Here is a 21,841-nt window from a genome sequence, read left to right on the forward strand (position 1 = left end):
GGAGACAGCCTGATGTGGGAGACGCTTGGCACCGTGCGCGATCTGGGGCGGTTGCAGGAAATCGCCTCGGTCCTGATCCGCTACGGCTTCGGCGATGTGGTCAAGCGCATCGGCATGGCCGGCATGCTGGAAAAGGCCGGGCGCCTGCTGCATTGGCAGACGGTCGAGGAGGGGCGCCTGCGGATGGAGGCGCCGGCCCGGTTGCGCTGCACGCTGCAGGACCTGGGGCCGACCTTCGTCAAGCTGGGCCAGGTACTGGCCACGCGCGTGGACCTGCTGCCGCCGGCCTGGATCGCCGAATTGAGCGAACTGCAGAACGCCGTGCCGGCGCTGCCGTACGAGGAGATCCTGCCGCAACTGCACGAGGACCTGGGCGCCGACCCGGACACGATCTTCGCCCGGGTGGAGCGCGAGCCCTTGGCGGCCGCATCGCTGGCGCAGACCCATCGCGCCTGGCTGGCCAACGGCGATCCCGTGGTGCTGAAGGTGCGCCGCCCCGGCATCCGCGATACCGTTGAAGCCGACCTGCGGCTGCTCAAGCATCTGGCGGTGATCGTGGAGGGCAACCTGCCGGAACTGCGGCGCTACCACCCGCAGCGGATCGTGCAGCAGTTCAGCGGGTCGTTGCGCCGCGAACTCGACTTCGCCGCCGAGTGCCGCAACGCCGAGCGAATCGCCGCCAACTTCGCCGGCCGGGAGGACATCGTCATCCCGCGCGTGCACTGGCAATGGACCAGCGAACGGCTCAACGTGCAGGACCTGTTGCAGGGCATCCCCGGGCGCGACCTGGCCGCGGTCGACGCCATCGGGCTGGACCGCGCCCAACTGGCGCGCACCGGGGCGGGCATCGTGCTGAAGATGGTGCTGGAGGACGGTTTCTTCCACGCCGATCCGCACCCGGGCAACATCTTCTACATGCCCGACGGCGCCATCGGCGTGATCGACTTCGGCATGGTCGGCCGCGTCACCGAGCAGCGGCGGTTCCAGATCGTGCGCCTGCTACATGGGCTGGTGGCGCACGACTCGGCCGACGTGGCGGAGGTGCTGATCGACTGGACCGAGGAAGGCAACGACATCGACGAAGTGCGCCTGCAGGAATCGGCGGACGTGTTCGTGGACCAGTACCGCGGCGTCCCGCTGAAGGACCTGCGCATGGGCGCGATGCTGGTAGACGTCACCGCGATACTGCGCGAGCATGGCCTGAGCCTGCCCGCCGACCTGGCGCTGATGATCAAGGCGTTCCTGACGCTGGAAGGGCTGGGACGGCAGTTGGACCCGGATTTCGACATGGCCAGCGAAGCGCGCCCGTACCTGGAGCGCGCCATGCTGGAACGCTATTCGCCCGACGTGCTGGTCCGCCGCGGCCGCCGCACGCTGGCGGGCGTGGTGGACCTGCTCCGCGACATGCCGCGCGACGTGCACCGGCTGCTGCAGTCGGCGCGCCGCGGCAAGCTGCAGATGCACATCGAGGTCGACACGCTCAAGGCCTTCGGCGAGCAGGTCGACCGCGCGGCCAACCGCCTGACCATGGGCATCATCACCGCCGCGCTGATCATCGGCTCCTCCATCGTGATGAACAGCGTGGGCGGCGGCGTCTCCAACCGCTGGCTGCTGGCCCTGGGCGCGATGGGCTTCATCGGCGCCGCGTTGTGCGGCGTGTGGATCCTTTTTTCCGTCTGGCGCAGCGGGCGGCGGTAGGTCAGGCCTGTTCTTCCCGGTACTCCAGCAGGTCGCCGGGCTGGCAGTCCAATGCGCGGCAGATCGCTTCCAGCGTGCCGAAGCGCACGCCTTTCACGTGGCCCTGCTTGAGCAATGACAGGTTGGTCTCGCTGATGCCGATGGCATCGGCGAGATCCTTCGATTTCATCTTGCGCCGTGCCAGCATCACGTCGAGGTTGACGATGATGGGCATCAGACGATGCTCCGGGAGTCGTCCGCGGCCTCGGCGGCAAGGCGCATCAGATGCGCGACGCTGTAAAGGCACAGCGTCGCGATGAGGAAGATGTAGAAGCCACCGATATCGAGCGTGAAGGTGCGCGCTTCCACACCGCTGACCTCGGACGCGATGCCGGTGAACATGCCGGCGATGAAGCACAGCAGCGCATTCAGCGGCAACGAATGCGCCAGCCAGCGGAAGGCCTTGGCGACCGGCGGCGTCAAGGCTTCGCCGCGGAACAGGGCGCGCCCCAGCCTGCGCAGTGCGAACAGGGGCAGCAGATAGGCCAGGGTCCAAATGGCATGTGCCAGGCTCAGCCATGCCTTGCCTGCGGCATTCATGCGTACGGCCTGTTCCCATTCGACCTTGGCGATCGTGGCCCAGGATGTTGCCTGCGGGTTCCAGTTCGGCAGATAGGGCATGCAGACCAGCAGCAACCCGAAAATCGCCACACAGGCGATGCCGACAGAAGCCAGCGACGACAGGTGATCGCCGTGGCGCATGATCTTGATTTCTGGCTTCATGGATATTTCTCAATGAATAATTTTCGTAAAACATAAATTAATTTTAACTATTGTCAAGCGGCTTGCGCTGCCCATGGAGTTAGTAGTATTACTACTAACCATGGACCTGACCGATACCCAGCACGCCATCCTGGCCCTGATCGCCGAGCGCATCGAGGCGGAAGGCATGCCGCCGTCCCAGGCGGAAATCGCCAAGGCCTTCGGCTTCAAGGGCGTGCGTGCCGCCCAGTACCATCTGGAGGCGTTGGAGCAGGCCGGGGCCATCGAGCGCGTGCCCGGCCGCGCGCGCGGCATCCGCCTGCTCAAGGCGCCGCTGCCCCCGCAGCCGGAGCTGTCGTTCCCCGCGTCGAACGACGACGGTCTCCGCGTGCCGGTGCTGGGGCAGGTCGCGGCCGGCGCGCCCATCGGGGCCGACGCCGACCATCACGACTACGTCCTGCTTGACCGCGCCTTCTTCGCCCCGGCCCCGGATTACCTGTTGAAGGTGAAGGGCGATTCGATGCGCGACGAAGGCATCTTCGATGGCGACCTGATCGGCGTGCATCGCACCCGCGACGCGCGTACCGGCCAGATCGTGGTGGCGCGCATCGACGACGCCATCACCGTCAAGCTGCTGAAGATCGGCAAGGACCGCATCCGCCTGTTGCCGCGCAATCCGGACTATGCGCCGATCGAGGTCCTGCCCGACCAGGATTTCGCCATCGAAGGCCTGTACTGCGGGCTGGTGAGGCCGAACCGGTGATGCCCTGCGCCGTGAAGGTGTTCCACCGGCATGCCGCTGCGGCATTTTCCGACAATTCCACATGCCTTCCCCCGATTCCGGCCAAACCGGCCGGGGGAATATCTTTCGATCCAGCCACCCAGTCGCAGCCTGTGCGATGGGCGGCCCCCACACTGGCCACCACTTGAGCACATCACCTAGGAAATCGACGATGGACGAGAACAAGAAGCGCGCACTTTCCGCGGCCCTGACCCAGATCGAACGCCAGTTCGGCAAGGGGTCGGTGATGCGCATGGGCGACCGGGTCATCGAGCCCGTGGAAATCATTCCCACCGGCTCCCTGATGCTGGACATTGCGCTGGGCATCGGTGGCCTGCCGCGCGGCCGGGTGGTGGAAATCTACGGCCCGGAGTCTTCCGGCAAGACCACGCTGACCCTGCAGGCCATCGCGCAGTGCCAGAAGCAGGGCGGCACCGCTGCCTTCATCGACGCCGAGCACGCGCTGGACCCGATCTACGCCGCCAAGCTGGGCGTCAACGTCGACGACCTGTTGCTGTCGCAGCCCGACACGGGCGAACAGGCGCTGGAAATCGCCGACATGCTGGTGCGCTCCGGCTCCATCGACATCGTGGTGATCGACTCGGTGGCCGCACTGACGCCCAAGGCCGAAATCGAGGGCGAGATGGGCGACCAGCTGCCCGGCCTGCAGGCCCGCCTGATGAGCCAGGCCCTGCGCAAGCTGACCGGCAACATCAAGCGTTCCAACACCACCGTCATCTTCATCAACCAGTTGCGCATGAAGATCGGCGTGATGATGCCGGGCCAGAGCCCGGAAGTGACGACCGGCGGCAACGCGCTGAAGTTCTACGCCTCGGTACGCCTGGACATCCGCCGCATCGGCGCCATCAAGAAGGGCGACGAGATCATCGGCAACCAGACCAAGATCAAGGTGGTCAAGAACAAGCTGGCGCCTCCCTTCAAGCAGGTCGTCACCGAGATCCTGTACGGCGAGGGCATCAGCCGCGAGGGCGAACTGATCGACATGGGCGTGGAAGCCAAGCTGGTGGAGAAGGCCGGCGCCTGGTACAGCTACGGCAGCGAGCGGATCGGCCAGGGCAAGGACAACTCCCGCACCTTCCTGCGCGAGAACCCGCAGATCGCCGCCAAGCTGGAGGCCGAGCTGCGCGAGAAGTTCCAGCCGGCCGAGGCCCCGCGCGAAGCCGCCGCCGACGAGGTCGAAGAGTAAGTTCGGCAGGAGGGCAGGGAAGCCCTCGGTCCGGGAGTAACGCGGCATGGGTGAGCATGACGATGCCGGTCGCCGATCGCGCCGGCGCAAGCCGGCGGAACAGACCCCGCTGCAGCGTGCGCTGGGGCTGCTGACCCGGCGCGAGCATTCCCGCAAGGAGTTGTCCCGCAAGCTGTCCGCGCGTGGGGTGGAGCCGGCCGAAGTGCGATCGGCCGTGGAGCGGTTGGCCGGCGAGGGCTGGCAGAGCGATGAGCGCTTTGCCGAAGCCCTGGTCCGCAGCCGCGTCTCCGGTGGCTATGGTCCGTTGCGCATCCGCGCCGAACTGGCGACCCATGGGCTGGGTCGCGAGGCGGTCGCCGCGGCCATGGCCACTTTCGACGGCGATTGGACCGAAACGGCGTGCGACCTCGTCCGCCGCCGTTTCGGTCCAGTGGGCCAGGGCGACATGGCGCAACGCCGGAAGGTCGCCGATTTCCTGATCCGCCGAGGCTTCGACGGCGCCACGGTGCGCGCGGCGAGCCAGGCGGAAGCTGACGACTGGGACGGCACGGCCTGATAATCTAGGGTATTGGGTTGCCTTCGCCCGGCCGCGCCCGCATCTTGCGGGAGACGCGGTGCCGGGATGCGCCCGCCAGCCAATGCCAGCCAGATGACCACGCCCTCCAAAACCAGCACGCGCCAGATCCGCCAGGACTTCCTCGATTTCTTCGCCAGCAAGGGGCACACCATCGTGCCGTCCGCGCCGCTGGTGCCGGGCAACGATCCCACCCTGCTGTTCACCAATTCGGGCATGGTGCAGTTCAAGGACGTGTTCCTGGGCGCGGAGAAGCGCAGCTACGTGCGCGCGGCCGATGTGCAGCGCTGCCTGCGCGCCGGCGGCAAGCACAACGATCTGGATTCGGTCGGCTATACCGCGCGCCACCACACCTTCTTCGAGATGCTGGGCAACTGGTCGTTCGGCGACTATTTCAAGAAGGACGCCATCGCCTGGGCCTGGGAACTGCTGACCGAGGTCTGGAAGCTGCCCAAAGAACGCCTGCTGGTCACGGTGTACCACACCGACGACGAGGCCTACGACCTGTGGCACGACATGATCGGGATCCCGGCCGACCGCATCGTGCGCATCGGCGACAACAAGGGCGCGCCGTATGCGTCCGACAATTTCTGGCAGATGGCCGACACCGGCCCCTGCGGTCCCTGCACCGAGATCTTCTACGACCATGGCGAGCACATCGCCGGCGGCCCGCCGGGTTCGCCGGACGAGGACGGCGACCGCTTCATCGAGATCTGGAACCTGGTGTTCATGCAGTTCGACCGCCAGCCCGACGGCACGCTGGTGCCGCTGCCGGCGCCATGCGTGGACACCGGCATGGGCCTGGAGCGCCTGGCGGCGATCCTGCAGCACGTCCACACCAATTACGAAATCGACCTGTTCCAGGCCCTCATCGGCAAGGCGGCCGAGCTGACCGGCACCGCCGACCGCGAGAACAAGTCGCTGCGCGTGATCGCCGACCATATCCGTGCCTGTTCGTTCCTGATCGTGGACGGCGTGCTGCCGTCCAACGAGGGCCGCGGCTACGTGCTGCGCCGGATCATCCGACGCGCCCTGCGCCATGGCTGGATGCTGGGCGTGCGCCAGCCGTTCTTCCACAAAATGGTCGGCACGCTGGTCGAGTTGATGGGCGAAGCCTATCCCGAGCTGCCGGCGGCGCGGGAACTGGTCGAAAAGGCATTGAAGGCAGAGGAGGAGCGCTTCGCCGAGACGCTCGACTCCGGCATGCGCATTTTCGACGACGTCGCTTCGCGGGTGAAGGATGGCGTCATCCCGGGCGCCGATGCCTTCCGCCTGTACGACACCTACGGCTTCCCGGTGGACCTGACCGCCGACATCGCGCGCGAGCGCGGCCTGGCCGTGGACATGGCCGGTTTCGACGCCGCGATGGAACAGCAGCGCGAAACCGCGCGCGCCGCGGGCAAGTTCACCTCCAATACCGGACTGCCGGCCGAGCTGGTGGCGCAGATGGCGCCGACCGGTTTCCTGGGCTACGACCATCTCGATGCCGGCGGCCTGCAGGTGGTTGCGCTGCTCAAGGGCGGCCGACCGGTGCAGGCCGTCGAGGCGGGCGATGAGGCCGTCGTGTTCCTGGACAACACGCCGTTCTATGCCGAATCCGGTGGCCAGGTCGGCGACATCGGCGTGCTGGCCGAGCAGGGCGTCGAGTTCGATGTGACCGATACGCAGAAGTTCGCCGGGCAGTTCCATGGTCACCTGGGCCGTGTGGCCAAGGGCGCGCTGAAGGTCGGCGACCACGTGGTCGCGTCGGTCGATGGCGCCCGCCGCGCTTCCACCATCCTCAACCATTCCGCCACCCACCTGCTGCATGCCGCCCTGCGCGAAGTGCTGGGCACCCACGTGCAGCAGAAGGGCTCCTTGGTGGCGCCGGACCGGCTGCGCTTCGACTTCTCCCACTTCCAGCCCGTCACGGCGGCCGAGCTGGCCGAGGTCGAGCGCCGCGTCAATGCGCAGATCCGCGCCAACCATGAAGCCGAAGTGCACCACATGGGCATGCAGGAAGCGCTGGATTTCGGCGCCATGGCGCTGTTCGGCGAGAAGTACGGCGAAAACGTCCGCGTACTGCGGATGGGCGACTATTCCACCGAGCTGTGCGGCGGTACCCATGTGTCCCGCACCGGCGACATCGGCGTGTTCAAGCTGGTCGGCGAGAGCGGCGTATCGGCCGGCGTGCGCCGCATCGAGGCCCTGACCGGGCAGGGTGCGCTGGACCACATCGCCGACGAGGAGCGCCGCCTGGACGAAGCCGCGGCGCTGCTGGGCGGCAATGCCAGCGACGTGGTGGACAAGATCCGTGCCCTGACCGACCGCCAGAAGAAGCTGGAGCGGGAACTGGAGTCGTTGAAGGCCAAGGCGGCGTCCAGTGCCACCTCGGACCTGGCCGGCGCGGCCGTGGACGTGGGCGGCATCCGGGTGCTGGCGTCGCGGCTGGAAGGTTTCGACGCCAAGGCGCTGCGCGATGCCGTGGACCGGCTGAAGCAGCAACTGGGCGACTCGGTCATCGTGCTGGCCGGCGCCGAGGGCGGCAAGGCGGCGCTGGTCGCGGGGGTGAACGGGGCCGCAATGGGCAAGGTCAAGGCGGGGGAACTGCTGTCCCACATCGCCAGTCAGATCGGGGGCAAGGGCGGTGGCCGTCCGGATCTCGCCCAGGGTGGTGGCGAGGACGGGCCCGCCCTTGCCTCGGCGCTGAAGGGCGTCTCGGGCTGGGTCCAGCAGCGACTCGATTGAATCCCGACACCGGGGCTCCGCCGCTTGCGGCCGTGGCCCCCTGACCGCTAACATGCTTTAGGTTCATGAATGTACCAGGAAGCGCGTGCCCGGTTTCACGGACTTGGCGCGCCCCCCGGCACTATCCTTGCCGGATTACGGAGAAGAAACATGTTGATCTTGACCCGCCGCGTCGGCGAAACCTTGATGATCGGCGATTCGGTCACGGTGACCGTGCTCGGCGTCAAAGGCAATCAGGTGCGCATCGGCATCACCGCGCCCAAGGACGTTGCCGTGCATCGCGAGGAAATCTACCAGCGCATCCAGCGCGGCGAGGAAGCCGCGTCGCCTGTCCCGTCGGAAAACTCTTCCGCGGAGTGAATTCCGTTTGCCGCCCGCGCGGCGAGCGGCTATCCTATGCGGCCGCCGCGGCTCGGCTTGCGGCGTGCAACAAACCCGGAGTGATGCCCGAGTGGCCGAAGGGGCTCCCCTGCTAAGGGAGTATAGGGTCAAAAGCCTTATCGAGGGTTCGAATCCCTCTCACTCCGCCAGTTGATGCGCAGCCAGAAACTGCGGTACTGACTGGAACCGCACGTGTTCAATGTGCCTCATGATGGCGCGGAGCGCGGGTTGCGAACGCCGGCGACGACGCGTGCCAAGGGGTGCGCCAACGCAGGCGGGCGGTGCAGCAAAAAGGTTGACGAGCGGAAACGGCTTCACGCATAATTCCGCTTCTTACGCGCCCGTAGCTCAGCTGGATAGAGTACCTGGCTACGAACCAGGCGGTCGGGAGTTCGAATCTCTCCGGGCGCGCCATACAAGCAGAAGCCGGCAAGGCAACTTGCCGGCTTTTGTCTTTCCGGCGGCTCCCGGCATCGCCGCGTCCTGCTTCACGGACCGCTGTCGTCGCATCGCTATCATGGCGCACGGGCGAATCGTGCGTGTACCGCGGCCGGCATCGCCATCGATCTTCGTCATCCCTGTATGCGCGGGCCCGTATGAGGGGATGTTCCCGTGGCGGCATCGCCGCGGGAAACGGCGGCACGCATCTCCCGGGCATCGATGCGGTAGTGCCGCGGATCGTATCCGCCCGCATTCGGCAGAATCCGGCCGCCAGCCGGCAGGACGATGCGGTATCGACCTGTTCGTCCGGCATCGGTTTTTATTTCCACAGTAACGAGACAGGCGATGGAATCATTAATCAACAAGCGGGCGCTGTCGTGGTTGCTCCTGCTCGTGGCGATAATGGCGGCCGGTTGCGGGCAACGCACCGCTGCCGACCAGAAACGGCAGGTGGCCGTGCTGCAGGCGCCTGCGGTGGGGGATTATTACGCGGCCGAGCTGACTTACTTCTCCGATGCGGATTTCGAGCGGAGCGGACGTGCCTTCGGTTTGATGAAGGTCGTCGCGGTGGAAGGCGACGAGGTCACGCTGGTGACGGAGAACGCCGCCTCGACCGACAGGAACATGGCGCTGGAGGATCTGCAGGGGAATATCGCCGGCATCGATTTCGACGACAGCGAAAGGATCGTCATCGCGAAAAGCGAACTGCTGGATGCCCATGCGGCGGGGAAGATATTCGCCGTGCGGCGATAACCGGGCGATTACCAGCGGTTTTCCGCCACCCTTTGATATTAATGTGTGACGGTATTCATCTATCCGGATATTGACCGGCGTTTTTCACATGCGGTTGCAGGGGCGCCGATATAGTTTTGCACGTCCCCTGCCTCGTGTCCGGTTAGTCATGCGTAGTTTCAACAGGGCCGCCCTGGCTCTTTCCCTGGTGTTCCTTCCCGCCGTCGCCTGGTCGGCAACGTACACCGTAGGCCCCTCGGGCCGGCAATACACCCAGCTCTCGACGGTATTCAGCAGCAACAACCTCGCGCCCGGCGACATCGTCGAAGTGGACGGCAACGCCACCTACAACGGCAACATCGTGGTCAATACCGACGACGCCGGCACCGCGGCCAACCCGATCATCATCCGCTGGAGGCGCGCGGCGGGCCAGACCCGGCCGGTGCTGCAGGGCGGCACGCACACCATCAAGTTCCAGCAGTCCAACCACGTGGTGTTCGAGGGTTTCGAGATCACCGGCGGCAGCAGCACCTGCCTCTTCAGCGAGGCCAACGACGTCACCGTGCGCGACGTGCTGATACGCGACTGCCCCGGGCACGGCATCCTGGCGGCGGACCAGCTGTCCGGTTCGTTCACGCTGGAATACAGCGAGATCCGCAACGCCGGCAGCAGCAGCAACCGCCATCCCATCTACATGCAGTCCGACGAAGTGGCCTTCCCGGGCTCCGTGTTCCGCATGCGCTACAACTACATCCACAGTGGCCGCGGCGGCAATCTGGTGAAGGTGCGCCACGAGCGCAGCGAGATCCACTACAACTGGCTGGAAGGCTCCGCCTACCAGGCCATCGAGTTGATCGGCCCGGATTGCTGGACGCAGCAGAACGGCTGGAGCACGGGTCTGAAGCGCGAAGACGCCGACGTCGTCGGCAACGTCATCATCCAGTCGGGCAGCTGGGCCAACGCCATCCGCATCGGCGGCGACCTCAATGGCCGCAGCCAGGGGCGCGTGCGCCTGGTCAACAACACCATCCTCTTCACCCGCAGCGGCACGGCCAACGCGGTGATGGTGCAGTTGGGCGCCGGTTCGCTGGAAATGCACAACAACGTCATCCACCAGACCACCAGCGGCGCGCCGGTGGTGGTGAAGGAGAACAACTCGGCGGGCACGCCGGAGCCGTGCGAGCCGCAGAGCTCCGCCGCCTGGACGGCGGGCCGCAAGGTGGCGGGCAGCAACAACTGGGTGAAGTCGGGCTCGGATGCGCCTTCGGAATGGACGGGCACGCGCAGCGGCAGCGATCCGGGCCTGGCCAACATCGCCCAGTTGCAACTGCGGCCGACGTCGGGCAGCGCGCTGGTGGGCAACGGCGCCAATCCGCCGGCGACGCCTTCGGCGTTCCCGTTCCCGTCGCCGCTGGCGATCCCGCAGTACGACCCACCGCTGCGCGCCAAGATGGCGATCGGGGCGCAGAAGCCGCGCGTCCTGTCCGGTGGCAGGATCAGCATCGGCGCGCTGGAAGTCAGCGAAGGCTCCACGCCGCCCGCGGGCCCGATTCTCGTGAACGGCTCGCAGCCGATGGTGCCCTCGCGCGGTAGCGGTTCCGCAGGCGCGGTGAGCCAAGGCGCCGCGATCCCCAGCCTGCCGGTGGCGCCCGCCGGCAGCACGACGCCGTCGCCGGTGGTCGGGCCGGTGTCGTCGCCGGGCACGTTCGCCAGCGCGGACCTACCCGTCGTCGCAGACAGGCCGGGCGCGAACAAGGTCCGCAAGTATGCGAATCCGCGCCTGCAGACGCGCTACGTGCGCTGGAACCCGCGTCCTGTCGCCCTTTGCGACAGCGATGAGAGCGTGGACGGCGGCGACTCCATCTGCAAGTAGGCCGGGCGCATCGCCGGGTTCGTCGAATGCCACCGTCCCGCGACGGTGGCATTTCTTTTGGACCTCACGCGACCGCGGCTTGCGGCGCCTTTTCGGTCGCTGGGGTGCTGTCTTGCCCGGCGTGCGCGGAGACGGGCTGCGGACGGGCCAGATCGGCGCGCAGGTCGAGGATGCGGCCCGGGTGCGCGTTGCGCCAGTCGAAATCGTTGGCCACGTCGGTGCACAGCAGCAGGACTTCGGCGTGGTCCAGCAGGGTGCCGGTCTCTTCGACCAGCATCTGCGCCAGGTGGGGCAGGGTGCGGTCGATGTAGCTCAGGTTGCGCCCGCGCAGGCGTCCGAGCATGACGTTGGGGTCGTAGATCTTCACCGCGTAACCCCAGCCGGTGAGGGTCTCGACCATCTCCACCATCGGGCTCTCGCGCAGGTCGTCGGTGCCGTTCTTGAAGCTCAGGCCGACCAGGCCGATCTTCTTATGGCCGGTGTCGCGGACCATCTTCAACGCGCGCTTCAGGTGGCTCTCGTTGGAGGCAAGCACCGAGGACAGCATGTTCAGGCGCAGGGCTTCGTGTTCGGCGAAGCGGCTGATCGCGCGCAGGTCCTTCGGCAGGCACGAGCCGCCGAACGCGAAGCCCGGGCGCAGGTAGGCGGTGGACACGTTGAGCTTGGTGTCCTCGCAGACCAGCTTCATCACTTCGTGGCCGTCGGCGCCCATGGCCTTGGCGACGCTGCCGATCTCGTTGGCGAAGGTGACCTTGACCGCATGGAAGGCGTTGCATGCGTATTTCACCAGCGCGGCGGTGCGCGAGTCGGTGACGAACTTCTTCGAATCGACCGCGTGGTACAGGTCGACGATGGGCTGCGCGGCGGCTTCGCTCTCGGCGCCGACCAGCACGTACGGCGGATGGTAGTAGTCCTTCAGCGCCGAGCCTTCGCGCAGGAATTCGGGGTTGTTGCACAGGACCACGTCCGTGCCCAGCGGACGGCCCAGCGCCTGTTCCAGCACATCGCGCATGCGGGTTTCCAGCAGGCCGGGCAGCAGGGTGGAACGGACCACCACGTGGTAGGGCTTGGGATCGGCGCGCAGCGCGGCGCCGATGTCGGCGATGACCTTTTCCAGGATATGCACGGTGACCGCGCCATCCTCGGTGGACGGCGTGCCCACCGCGATCAGCGCGATGTCGGATTCCCGCACCGCCTGCGCGGTGTCGCCGGTGGCGCGCAGGCGGCCGCTGGCCACCTGCTGTTGCATCAGTTCGTCCAGGCCGCGTTCGCTGATCGGCGCCTTGCCGGCATTGACCTCGGCGACCTTGGCAGCGTCGATGTCCACGCCGATGACCGAGTGGCCATCCTGGCCGAGGCAGGCGGCGGTGACGCAACCGACGTAACCCATGCCGAAAACCGCAACTTGTTTCATGTCTGGATACTCTTGGGAAAAGGAATGCGTGTCGTGGCCGTCAGGCCGCGGATGCCGAGGCGGGCAGCGCGGCCTGTTCGCGCCGCACCACCTGCTCGCAGATAGCCTCGAACTGGCGGGCGATGGTCTCGCTGCCGTAGTGCTGCCGCACGAAGGCGTCGGCGGAGTTGCCGATGCGCTCGCGCAGGGCGGAGTCCTGCATCAGCCGCAGGATGTCGGCGGCGAAGGCGTCGGCCGTGTCCGCCTGCAGGTAGTGATCGCCGGGCACGACCGGCAGGCCTTCGGCGCCGATCGTCGTGCTGACGGTGGCGCGCGCCATCGCCATGGCTTCGTAGATCTTCAGCCGGGTGCCGCCGCCGACCAGCAGCGGCACCACGACGACCGAGGCCTGGGCCAGGTACGGGCGCACGTCCGGCACGGAGCCGGTCACTTCGATGCCCTGCCGCTCGGTCAGCGCCTGCACCGCGGGCGGCGGGTTGCGCCCGACGATCTGGAACACGGCGTCGGGCTGCTGCTGGATCACCCGCGGCCAGACTTCATCGGCGAAGAAACGCACGCCGTCCTGGTTGGGCAGCCAGTCCATCGAACCCAGGAACATCACCCGGTGCGGCCGTTCCTGTCCGGTCTGCGGCTGGAAGAAATCCGTATCGACGGCGGTGTCGATGGCATCGACGTTCTTCCAGCCGTAGCGGCGGTGGAAGATTTCCTTGTCCTGCCGGCTCACCGCGATCACGTGATCGAAGTGGTTGCCGCAGCGGCGCTCGAACGAGCGCATCTTGCGGTACTGGTCGAACATGTAGGTGCGGCGCAGCAGGCCGTCGCTGACCTGGGCATGGCGCTCCAGGATCTGCGCCTCCACGTTGTGCTGGAACAGCACCGTCGGCGGCAGCGGCAGGCCCATGGTGTGGCGGGCCATCTGCACGGTGTCGCAGATCACCAGGTCGAAGGATTCGCGTGCCAGCAGTTCGGCGACCTTGTCGCGCACGCGCGGGTCGAAGTTGCGGTCCACGGCGTAGGGCCGCGGCGAAGCGAGGTTGGCCACGGCCTCGGCGATGAAGCGCACGCCGCCGCGCGGCGACGTCTCGCCGGGCACGGCTTCCATGCGCAGTCCCAGCGCTTCCATGTCCGGCAGGAATCTGTCCTCGCCCGCGCGCAGGTTGCAGACGTAGGTGATGTCGTGCCAGCGCGCCAGATGCCTGAGCAGGTTCAGTACGCGGATCTTGCCGCCGGTATCGCGGGGAAACAGGATCTGCTTGTGCAGGAACAGGATCTTCATGCGGCGTCCGCGGGAGGGATGGGCGACCGTCGACACTCAGGCGGCCTCGTCCACGGTGGCGCGTGCGGCCGATGCGTGTCCGGCGGGAATCCCCGGCGACGCGACGTGGTCCTTGAACGCGGCCGACAACACATAGCCGGTCATGTGCGCGGGCGCATCCAGCTGCAGCGCCTTCAGCATCGTCGGCGCCAGGTCCAGCGTGGAGCACGCGCCCAGGTCGACGCCGGCCGCGATGTCCGGCCCGGCCATGATCAGCAGGCCGGTACGGTCGTGGTGGCCCTGCTTGGGGGTGGGGTCCTTCTCCGCGCACAGCGCATCCATGCGGATGCGCTTGCCGGTGGTGGGGAACACGCATTCGGCGGCGCCGTCGATCGGGCGCGGCAGCTTCTGGCGGATGTTGATGCACAGCGTGTTGCCGGCGGATGCGCAGGCGAACAGCCGGTGTTCCGGCGTGCCGACGTAGGCTTGTTGCAGCGCCAGTTCGGCCGCCTGCTGGACCTGGGCGTCGTCGAATTCCAGGTTCCATTGCGGCGCCATCACCGAGTACGCGCGGCAACGGCCGGTCGCGCCGATCAGGTCCAGCACGGCGTGGATGTCGCGCATGCGGATCACGCTGCGTCCGCCGCGGAATTCCTCGGTGACGTAGGGCTGTTGCGCCAGCGCCGAAGCCACCACGATGGTGGTGTCGGCGTCGGCCATCGCCATGATGCGGCCCAGCAGTTCGTCCGCCACCCGGTAGCCGAAACGGATGGCGCCGCCGTACTTGCGCACTTCCTCCGCATCCGGTTTTTCCAGGAACGGCGCCGGGTCGGTCGCGCGCCAGTAGCGGTGCTGGTAGTGCGCCACGTGGTTGGTGTGGAACGTGGCGAAGACCGGACGGTGCTTGCGCCACAGGCGTTCGAAGAAATCGAAGTTGATCAGCGGCTGCATGCTGACCTTCTCCCAGGCCTGCGCGGCGCCGGTGGCGCGGCGGGCGAAGAAGCCGGCGATGCGGGCCAGGGTGGCGACGCGCAGGCCCAGCGCCTTCAGCTTCAGCACCAGTTCCAGCTTGCCCATGCGGCGGCGCACGTCGCCGCCCACCGGCATGTGTTCGCGGGTGTAGGTCAGGTTGAGTTCCTGGATCGGTTCGAGCGAGGCGGGGAAGGTCTCGTAGCCGGGCGAGAACGTGCCGGGCACCCAGAATCCCTCGACGTCCTTGCGCGGCGGCCACGACATGATCGAACCGAAGATGCCGACCGGCTTGCCCGCATCGGCCACGATGTCCCACAGGCGCGGACCCTTCACCGTCTCCGGTGGCTGCTCGAGGAACTTCACGCCATGCTCGGATACTTTGCGGCCGGTGTAGACCGTGGTCCACGACACCCACGGGTCCAGGTCGGCGCCTTCCTCCTCGGCCACCGGCGCGGCACGCGCGCCGCGCGCGATCAGTCGGGCGAAGTGGGGCAGTTCGCCCTTGGCCAGCAGCGGGTCGACCAGACGCCACGTGATCTCGTTCATCTCCACGAGGATGAGTTTTTTCACGGGTGCGGGATTCATGGGGAAGGACTCGGTCTGAGGGTTGTCTGCAAGGGGAAACGTCAAGCGGCGCGATGATGGGACACGCTGCCGGCCGCGCGATGGCGCTGGAGCGTTTCATCGAGGAAGGACGACAAGGCTTCGACCGCCTGTTCGCGGTCGCGCGGACCGGTTGCCGGCGTCGCGGGCGGCGCGGACAGCATCGCGGCGATCGCCTCGGCGAGCATGGCGGGCTGCTCCGGCGGCACCAGCCGGCTGGCGCCCAGCGCGGCGATTTCCGGAATGCCGCCCACCGCACTGGCGACGTAGGGCGTGCCGCAAGCCGAGGCTTCCAGCAGCACGTTGGGAATGCCTTCGGAACGGCTCGGCAGCACGAACAGGTCCGCCGCCTGCAGCCAGGTCGGCAGGGTGTGATGGGGCAGGCTGCCGTGGAAGACGACCTGTTCGTGGATATCCAGCGACTCGGCCAGCCGCGCCAACGCACCGCGCCGCTTGCCGTCGCCGACCAGGTGCAACTGCCAGTCGCCGCGCTGGCCCTTCAGTACGCGGCAGGCGTGCAGCAGGATGTCCACGCCCTTCACGTCCAGCAGGTTGCCGATGAACAGCAGGTGCCGCCGTCGCGGGTCCAGGCCCAGTCGCCGGCGCGCGTCTTCCTTCGGGCCGGGGCGGAACACCTGCTTGTCCACGCCATCGATGATCACGCGCACCTTGTCCTGCGCCGCGCCCAAAGCCACCACGCGCTGCGCCAGTTCGGACGACACCGCCACCACGCCGTCGGCCTGCACGATGGCCTCGCGCGTGCCGCCTTCGCGCGCGCCGAACTGGTCCAACTGGCGCACGTCGCTGCCGTGCACCTGGATCACGGCGGGAAGGCCGTGCCGGTGCGCCAGCCGCACGGCGGCCCAGCCGTCCGGGTAGGCCCATGGCGAGAACACCAGGTCCGGCCCGAACTCTTCCACGGCGCGGTCGAAGGTCTTCCTCACCGACGCCATGAAGAAGCGCCCGTAGAGTCCGCGCAGCAGTTTGGGCGTGTACCAGTAGCGTGGATGGTCGACGACGATGCCCTCGTTCACCACCCGGCGCGGCGCGGGAATCCGCACGCCGCTGCGCTTGCCCTGCTGCCATTCGTCCACCCACAGCGTGGGCGCGATGACCTGCAGGGCGTGCCGTTCGCTGAGCAGGCGGAACTGGTGCCGGTTGAACGACGCGCGGTGCGGTTGCACCGGGTTGGGATACAGGTTGGTGAGTGCGAGGATTCTCATGGGAGCCGGCAGGTTTCAGCGCTGCGCGAGGGCGGCGCGGTAATGGGCGTCGTAGCGTTCGGCCGTGCGCTCCAGCGAATGGGACGCCTCGACCGTGCCGCGGCCGGCCGTCGCCAGGCCGGCGGCAGCGGCGGGGTCGTCCAGCAGGCGCGCCAGCGTGGCCGCCAGCCCGGCTTCGTCGCCGCTGTCGAACAGCAAGCCGTTGTGGCCGTGCCGGACCACCTGCGGGATGCCCCCGACGGCCGACGACACCACCGGCAATCCGGACGCCCAGGCTTCCAGCAAGGCCAGCGGCAGCCCTTCATGGCGGCTGCTCAGCGCGAACACGTCCATCGCCGCCAGGTAGTGCTCGGTGCGCGGCTGGTAACCGGCGAAGACGATGCGGTCGGCCAGGCCCAGCGATCGCGTCAGGTCCTGCAGCGCCTCTCTCTCGGGGCCGTCGCCCACCAGCAGCAGGCGCGCCTGCGGGTACTCGGGGACGATGCGGGCGAAGGCGCGCAGCAACAGGTCCTGGCGTTTCACCTCGTTGAGCCGGCCCACCGTGCCGATGACCCGCTGGTCGTTCGCGAACCCCAGCGATGCGCGCAGCGGTTCGCGCGGCGCGCGGTCGGCGTAGAGCGCCGTATCCACGCCGTTGTCCACCACGCAGACCTTCTCGCCCGGCACCGTGCGCCAGCGGCGCACCGAGCGCGCGATGTCTTCCGACACGCAGCAGAAACGGTCCGGCAGCCTGCCGGCGCGGTGCCACCACAGCCGGCTCTTCAACTGGTTGCGCAGGCCGCTGGCCAGGGCGGCATGGTCGCTGTGCTCGGTATGCACGACGGCCATCGCGCCCTGCCGGCGGGCGGCACGCCCGAGGTGCCACAGCGCGCCGATCTGGTGGGTATGCAGCACGTCCGGCCGCAGGCGCGCGAACAGTTCGGCCGCCCGCGCCGTCGCTTCGGACCGGTTCCCCGCCATGTCCAGCGAATGCACTTCCGCGCCCAGCGCGCGCGCGTCGTCGGCCAGCCGGCCGGGCCGGTCGATGCAGATCATGCTGACGCGATGGCCGTGCTCGCGGCCGCGGCGCGCCAGCGCCAGCGCCAGGCGCTCCAGCCCGCCCAGGTCCAGCGACAGCACGCCATGCGCGACATGGCGTATCTCCGGTGCGGGTTCCGCCCGGTGGTCTGAAAACGCACGCAGCCCCCTGTTCATGGCGATTCGTCGTGGCCGGTGCGTTGCAGTGCGGGCCTGCGGTCATGCCCGGTTTCCTGCAATGCACGCGACATTGCGCTCCCCTGTCGTCGTTCCGTGTGGTGGGCGTCACCGGCTTTCGCCGAGTGCCCGGTATGTAGGGAAACAACGCGTACTGGCGGAAAACCGGCCAGCCCGCGACAGAGTGCGGCCGGTTGCGGGTGCGGTTCGCGTTCGGTTCCAGATACCGCCGACGACAGCGGACGGAGTGCCCGCCACCGTGACGAAATCCATGCTGCTTCCGTGTGCGCTGCTGCTCTGGCTGGCGGCCACCCAGGCGGTCTGCGCGAAGACCTATACGGTGGGGCCCTCGGGCAGGCAGTACACGCAGTTGGCGGACGTGTTCAGGGAGAACGACCTGGAGCCGGGCGACGTGATCGCGGTGGACGGCGACGCGGTGTACGACGGCGGCATCGTGGTGGGCGAGGACGACGGCGGCAGCGCCGAGGCGCCGGTGGTCATCCAGTGGCGGCGCGGCGTGGGCAAGCAGCGCCCGATCCTGAAAGGCGGCCAGTACCACACCATCAAGTTCCAGCAGTCCAACCACGTGACGCTGGAGGGCTTCGAGGTGACCGGCGGGCCCAACAGCTGCATCTTCAGCGAGGCGCATGGCATCACCGTGCGCGACGTCATCGTGCGCGACTGCCCCGGCCACGGCATCCTGGGGGCGGACCGGTTGTCCGGTTCGTTCACACTGGAATACAGCGAGATCCGCAACAGCGGCAATGGCATGGGCCAGCATCCCATCTACATGCAGTCGGACGAGGTCGCGTTTCCCGGCTCGGTGTTCCGCATGCGCTTCAACTACCTGCATGCGGGGCGGGGCGGCAACCTGGTGAAGGTGCGGCACGAGCGCAGCGAGATCCACTACAACTGGCTGGAAGGCGCGGCCTACCAGGCGCTGGAACTGATCGGACCGGATTGCTGGGAGCAGCAGGAAGGCTGGACCACCGCGCTGAAGCGCGAGGATGCCGAAGTGGTGGGCAACGTCATCATCCAGTCCGGGCGCTGGGCCAACGCGATCCGCATCGGCGGCGACCTCAACGGCCGCAGCGAAGGGCACGTGCGGCTGCTCAACAACACGATCGTCTTCGACCGGCCGGGTCCGGCCAATGCGGTGATGGTGCAGTTGGGCGCCGGCTCGCTGGAGATGTACAACAACGTGGTCTACCAGAGCATCGGCGGCACGCCGGCGCTGGTGCGCGAGAACGACGTGGACGACACGCCCGAGCCCTGCGGGCCGCAGGAACGCGCACCCTGGAGCGACGGCCGGCGCGTCGCCGGCAGCGGCAACTGGATCCAGCGCGGCGCCTCGGCGCCGCCGGAATGGACGCAGACCGTCATCGGCGAAGCGCCCGGCCTGGTCGATGTCGACCAGTTGTCGCTGCGGCCGGGGCCGGCCAGCCCGCTGGTCCGCCGGGGCGTGCCGCAGGCGGCCACGCTGTCCGCCACCGCTTTCGTTTCGCCGTTGGCGGAGGTGCTGTTCGAACCGCCGCTGCGTACCCGCATCGAGCCCGGCAGCGAACGCCGGCGCCAGGACGACCCCGCCGCCCCCGACATCGGCGCGCTTTCCGGTGCCGATGCACCCATCGCGCTGGTGGCGGGCAGCGACGGCAAGCTCAGGAAATGGGCCGGACCGGCACCCGCGCCGCATGCCCGGCGCTGGACGCCGCCGTCGCGGGAGTGAGCGGATGCCGCCGATGGTTTCCCATGCCCACGTCCACAGCGAAGCGATGCCTGCGCTGCAGGAGGTTTTCCGGCACCGCTGCCGCCTGCCGCCCGCGACAGCGGGCAATGCGCTGGTCGCCATGGCCGACCTGTCGGAGTGGATGCCGTGGCGCGCCGAGGCCGAGACCCTGCTGAGCGCGGCCGAGCGCGAGCGCGTCGCCCGCAAGCGCCGGCCGCAGGACCGCGAACAACTCATCCTTGCGTATGCGCTGCACCGGCTGTTCCTGGCCGCCATCTGGCGCATCGCGCCGCAGGAGGTTCCGCTGGGCCGCGACGCTGAAGGCCGTCCCCGGCTGGGCGACAGGGGTGGCCGCACCAGCCTGAGCCATGCCGCCGGCGCGGCCGCGTTCGCCTTCTGCAGCGAAGGTGTGGTCGGCATCGATGTGGAATCCCGCGAGCGCATCGGAGCGATGGCGGAGATCGCCGGCCAGGTGGCGCATCCGGACGAACTGGCGCGACTGGCGATGCCGCCGGCGCGCGACGAACACCTGCTGGCGCTGTGGGTCAGGAAGGAAGCCTTCCTGAAGGCGGTGGGAGTGGGGCTGGTCTGCGAAATGAACGGCTTCCACGCGGCGGAAGGCGCCGTGCTGGAGACCCGGCTGGCCGAAAGCGAGTACCGCGACTGCGAAGGCACCGAGGCCCTGCGCGTGCAAACCCTGCCGCTGCATGCCGGGTTCCTGCTGGCGGTCGCCGCGCCTCCCGCGCTGCGCGTGGAGGCCATCCGGCTGTCGCCGCATTGATGCCGCGGCGGCGCCGCTTGGCCGGATCGCCTCCCCGACGGCGTTTCAGGTCCTGACAGCGCAACAGGCGACCCGTCCGGTCCGTCGTTGGCGGCTGCGAGCCAGTTTCAGGGGAAGTCGATGAAGCACGTGCAGTCGAGCCGGAAGAACCGTGTCATGCGGATGATCTGGCTGCTTGAAGTCCTGGTGCTGATGTTGTGCGTGGCGGCGGCCGCCTGGCTGCGCTTCCTGGGCGACGTGGAGGGGCATGCGGTCTTCATCGAGACCGCGCCGCTGCGCGCGCTGCTGGTGGCGCTGGTCATCACCGGCGCGATGGCCGCGTTCGGGCTCTACCAGGCGCATGGCCGGCACAACCGCGCGAACCTGCTGCTGCGGCTGGCGCTGTCGTTCTTCTTCGGCGGCATCGGCCTGCTGGTGATCTTCTACGCCGTGCCCCAGACCTACGTGGGCCGCGGCCCGCTGGCGCTGACCCTGGGCCTGGGCTTCGTGGCGCTGCTGGGCATGCGGCTGACCATGCAGAACCTGCTGCAGGTGGAGGCGTTGCGGCAGCGCGTGCTGGTCTTCGGCGCCGGCAACAACGCCAACCTGATCAACCGCCGCATGCGCCGGCAGGCGGACCGCAAGTCGTTCGTCATCGTCGGCTTCGTGCCGATTCCCGGACAGGCCGTGGTGGTGCGCGAAGAGGAATTGCTGGCGACCGACTGCGAGTCGCTGGCCACGCTGGTGGAAGAGCTGGACGTGGACGAAGTCATCATCGCCCCGGACGAACGCCGCGGCGCGCTGCCGATGGAAGAGATGCTCAAGTGCGTGCAGTACGGCGTCTCCGTCGTGGACCTGTCCACGTTCTTCGAGCGCGAATCGGGCACCGTGCAGCTGAGCGTGGTGGACCCGTCGTGGCTGGTGTTCTCCGGCGGCTTCGACTATTCGATGCCGCGCCGGCTCAGCAAGCGCCTGTTCGACCTGTCCGCCGCCCTGCTGCTGCTGGCGCTGGCCTGGCCGGTGATGCTGCTGGTGGCGCTGGCGGTGTACGCGGAGTCCGGCGGCCCGGTGCTGTACCGGCAGACGCGGGTGGGCGAGCGCGGGCGCCACTTCGAACTGACCAAGTTCCGCAGCATGCGGCAGGATGCCGAGAAGGGCGGCGTGGCCATCTGGGCCAGCAAGAACGACGACCGCACCACGCGGGTGGGCAAGTTCATCCGCCTGACCCGGCTGGACGAACTGCCGCAGTTGTTCGCGGTGATCCGCGGCCACATGAGCTTCGTCGGCCCGCGCCCGGAGCGCCCGCATTTCGTCGACATGCTGAACGAGCAGGTCCGCTATTACGGCGTGCGCCACAGCATCAAGCCCGGCCTGACCGGTTGGGCGCAATTGCGCTATCCGTACGGCGCGTCGGTGCAGGACGCCGAGGAGAAACTGAAGTTCGACCTGTTCTACGTCAAGAACCACGGCCTGGTGTTCGACCTGATGATCCTGTTGCAGACCGTCGAAGTGGTGCTGTTCGGCCGCGGCGCGCGCTGA

18 protein-coding genes and 2 tRNA genes are annotated in these 21,841 nt (G+C 68.0%); 13 read left to right on the plus strand and 7 right to left on the minus strand.

Annotated features, from left to right (window positions below; translation table 11 throughout):
* The first annotated feature begins 12 nt into the window (after positions 1-12).
* Positions 13-1,698: an ABC1 kinase family protein gene (locus AAD027_RS06215; protein WP_341725147.1), complete on the plus strand. Its 1,686-nt coding sequence runs from the start codon at positions 13-15 to the stop codon at positions 1,696-1,698.
* A 1-nt stretch (position 1,699) separates the two neighbouring features.
* On the opposite strand, the gene AAD027_RS06220 is transcribed toward AAD027_RS06215, so the two are convergent.
* A complete protein-coding gene (locus tag AAD027_RS06220; protein ID WP_341725148.1) occupies positions 1,700-1,912 on the minus strand; it encodes a helix-turn-helix domain-containing protein in 213 nt (70 codons plus the stop codon).
* Positions 1,912-2,460, minus strand: coding sequence for a hypothetical protein (locus tag AAD027_RS06225; protein WP_341725149.1), 549 nt, complete (start codon positions 2,458-2,460; stop codon positions 1,912-1,914). Before AAD027_RS06225 ends, AAD027_RS06220 begins: the two co-directional genes overlap by 1 nt.
* 100 nt (positions 2,461-2,560) lie before the next feature.
* On the opposite strand from AAD027_RS06225, the gene lexA reads away from it, so the two are divergent.
* The 9 genes from lexA to AAD027_RS06270 all read left to right on the plus strand — a co-directional run bounded on the left by lexA (position 2,561) and on the right by AAD027_RS06270 (position 11,155).
* Positions 2,561-3,202 carry a transcriptional repressor LexA gene (gene lexA / locus AAD027_RS06230; protein WP_341725150.1) on the plus strand — a complete coding sequence of 214 codons (642 nt, stop codon included), beginning with the start codon at positions 2,561-2,563 and terminating at the stop codon, positions 3,200-3,202.
* Between the two features lie 190 nt (positions 3,203-3,392).
* Entirely contained in the window at positions 3,393-4,427 is a 1,035-nt protein-coding gene (gene recA / locus AAD027_RS06235; RefSeq protein ID WP_341725151.1) for a recombinase RecA, read from the plus strand.
* Positions 4,428-4,473: 46 nt separating this feature from the next.
* Positions 4,474-4,983: a recombination regulator RecX gene (gene recX, locus AAD027_RS06240; RefSeq protein WP_341725152.1), complete on the plus strand. Its 510-nt coding sequence runs from the start codon at positions 4,474-4,476 to the stop codon at positions 4,981-4,983.
* 93 nt (positions 4,984-5,076) lie between these two features.
* The gene (gene alaS / locus AAD027_RS06245; RefSeq protein ID WP_341725153.1) at positions 5,077-7,728 is read left to right on the plus strand and encodes an alanine--tRNA ligase; all 2,652 of its coding nucleotides are present in this window, start codon (positions 5,077-5,079) and stop codon (positions 7,726-7,728) included.
* Between the two features lie 150 nt (positions 7,729-7,878).
* Positions 7,879-8,088, plus strand: a complete 210-nt coding sequence (csrA, locus tag AAD027_RS06250) for a carbon storage regulator CsrA (protein WP_341725154.1) — start codon at positions 7,879-7,881, stop codon at positions 8,086-8,088.
* Positions 8,089-8,165: 77 nt separating this feature from the next.
* Positions 8,166-8,258, plus strand: a tRNA-Ser gene (locus AAD027_RS06255).
* A 188-nt stretch (positions 8,259-8,446) separates the two neighbouring features.
* Positions 8,447-8,523 (plus strand) — tRNA-Arg (locus tag AAD027_RS06260).
* A 312-nt stretch (positions 8,524-8,835) separates the two neighbouring features.
* A complete protein-coding gene (locus AAD027_RS06265; RefSeq protein ID WP_341725155.1) occupies positions 8,836-9,303 on the plus strand; it encodes a hypothetical protein in 468 nt (155 codons plus the stop codon).
* Positions 9,304-9,451: 148 nt separating this feature from the next.
* A complete protein-coding gene (locus AAD027_RS06270; protein ID WP_341725156.1) occupies positions 9,452-11,155 on the plus strand; it encodes a hypothetical protein in 1,704 nt (567 codons plus the stop codon).
* A 64-nt stretch (positions 11,156-11,219) separates the two neighbouring features.
* Here AAD027_RS06270 and AAD027_RS06275 read toward each other — a convergent pair whose 3' ends face one another.
* The 5 genes from AAD027_RS06275 to AAD027_RS06295 are packed head-to-tail and all read right to left on the minus strand — an operon-like array spanning position 11,220 to position 17,816.
* Entirely contained in the window at positions 11,220-12,569 is a 1,350-nt protein-coding gene (locus tag AAD027_RS06275; protein ID WP_341725157.1) for a nucleotide sugar dehydrogenase, read from the minus strand.
* Positions 12,570-12,609: 40 nt separating this feature from the next.
* Complete coding sequence (locus tag AAD027_RS06280; RefSeq protein WP_341725158.1) at positions 12,610-13,845, minus strand: glycosyltransferase; 1,236 nt, start codon at positions 13,843-13,845, stop codon at positions 12,610-12,612.
* 36 nt (positions 13,846-13,881) lie between these two features.
* Positions 13,882-15,366, minus strand: coding sequence for an alkaline phosphatase family protein (locus AAD027_RS06285; RefSeq protein ID WP_341725159.1), 1,485 nt, complete (start codon positions 15,364-15,366; stop codon positions 13,882-13,884).
* Positions 15,367-15,422: 56 nt separating this feature from the next.
* A complete protein-coding gene (locus AAD027_RS06290; RefSeq protein ID WP_341725160.1) occupies positions 15,423-16,622 on the minus strand; it encodes a glycosyltransferase in 1,200 nt (399 codons plus the stop codon).
* A 15-nt stretch (positions 16,623-16,637) separates the two neighbouring features.
* Positions 16,638-17,816 carry a glycosyltransferase gene (locus AAD027_RS06295; protein WP_341725161.1) on the minus strand — a complete coding sequence of 393 codons (1,179 nt, stop codon included), beginning with the start codon at positions 17,814-17,816 and terminating at the stop codon, positions 16,638-16,640.
* A 271-nt stretch (positions 17,817-18,087) separates the two neighbouring features.
* On the opposite strand from AAD027_RS06295, the gene AAD027_RS06300 reads away from it, so the two are divergent.
* From AAD027_RS06300 to AAD027_RS06310, 3 genes are all read left to right on the plus strand, one after another.
* Positions 18,088-19,542: a right-handed parallel beta-helix repeat-containing protein gene (locus AAD027_RS06300; RefSeq protein WP_341725162.1), complete on the plus strand. Its 1,455-nt coding sequence runs from the start codon at positions 18,088-18,090 to the stop codon at positions 19,540-19,542.
* A gap of 13 nt (positions 19,543-19,555) precedes the next feature.
* Positions 19,556-20,323 (plus strand): 4'-phosphopantetheinyl transferase family protein, encoded by a 768-nt coding sequence (locus AAD027_RS06305; protein ID WP_341725163.1) that lies wholly within the window; start codon positions 19,556-19,558, stop codon positions 20,321-20,323.
* 162 nt (positions 20,324-20,485) lie between these two features.
* On the plus strand, positions 20,486-21,841 hold the full coding sequence (locus AAD027_RS06310) for a TIGR03013 family XrtA/PEP-CTERM system glycosyltransferase (RefSeq protein ID WP_341725164.1): 1,356 nt from the start codon (positions 20,486-20,488) through the stop codon (positions 21,839-21,841).

This window comes from Pseudoxanthomonas putridarboris (genome assembly GCF_038321125.1).
GTDB classification, from domain to species: domain Bacteria; phylum Pseudomonadota; class Gammaproteobacteria; order Xanthomonadales; family Xanthomonadaceae; genus Pseudoxanthomonas_A; species Pseudoxanthomonas_A putridarboris.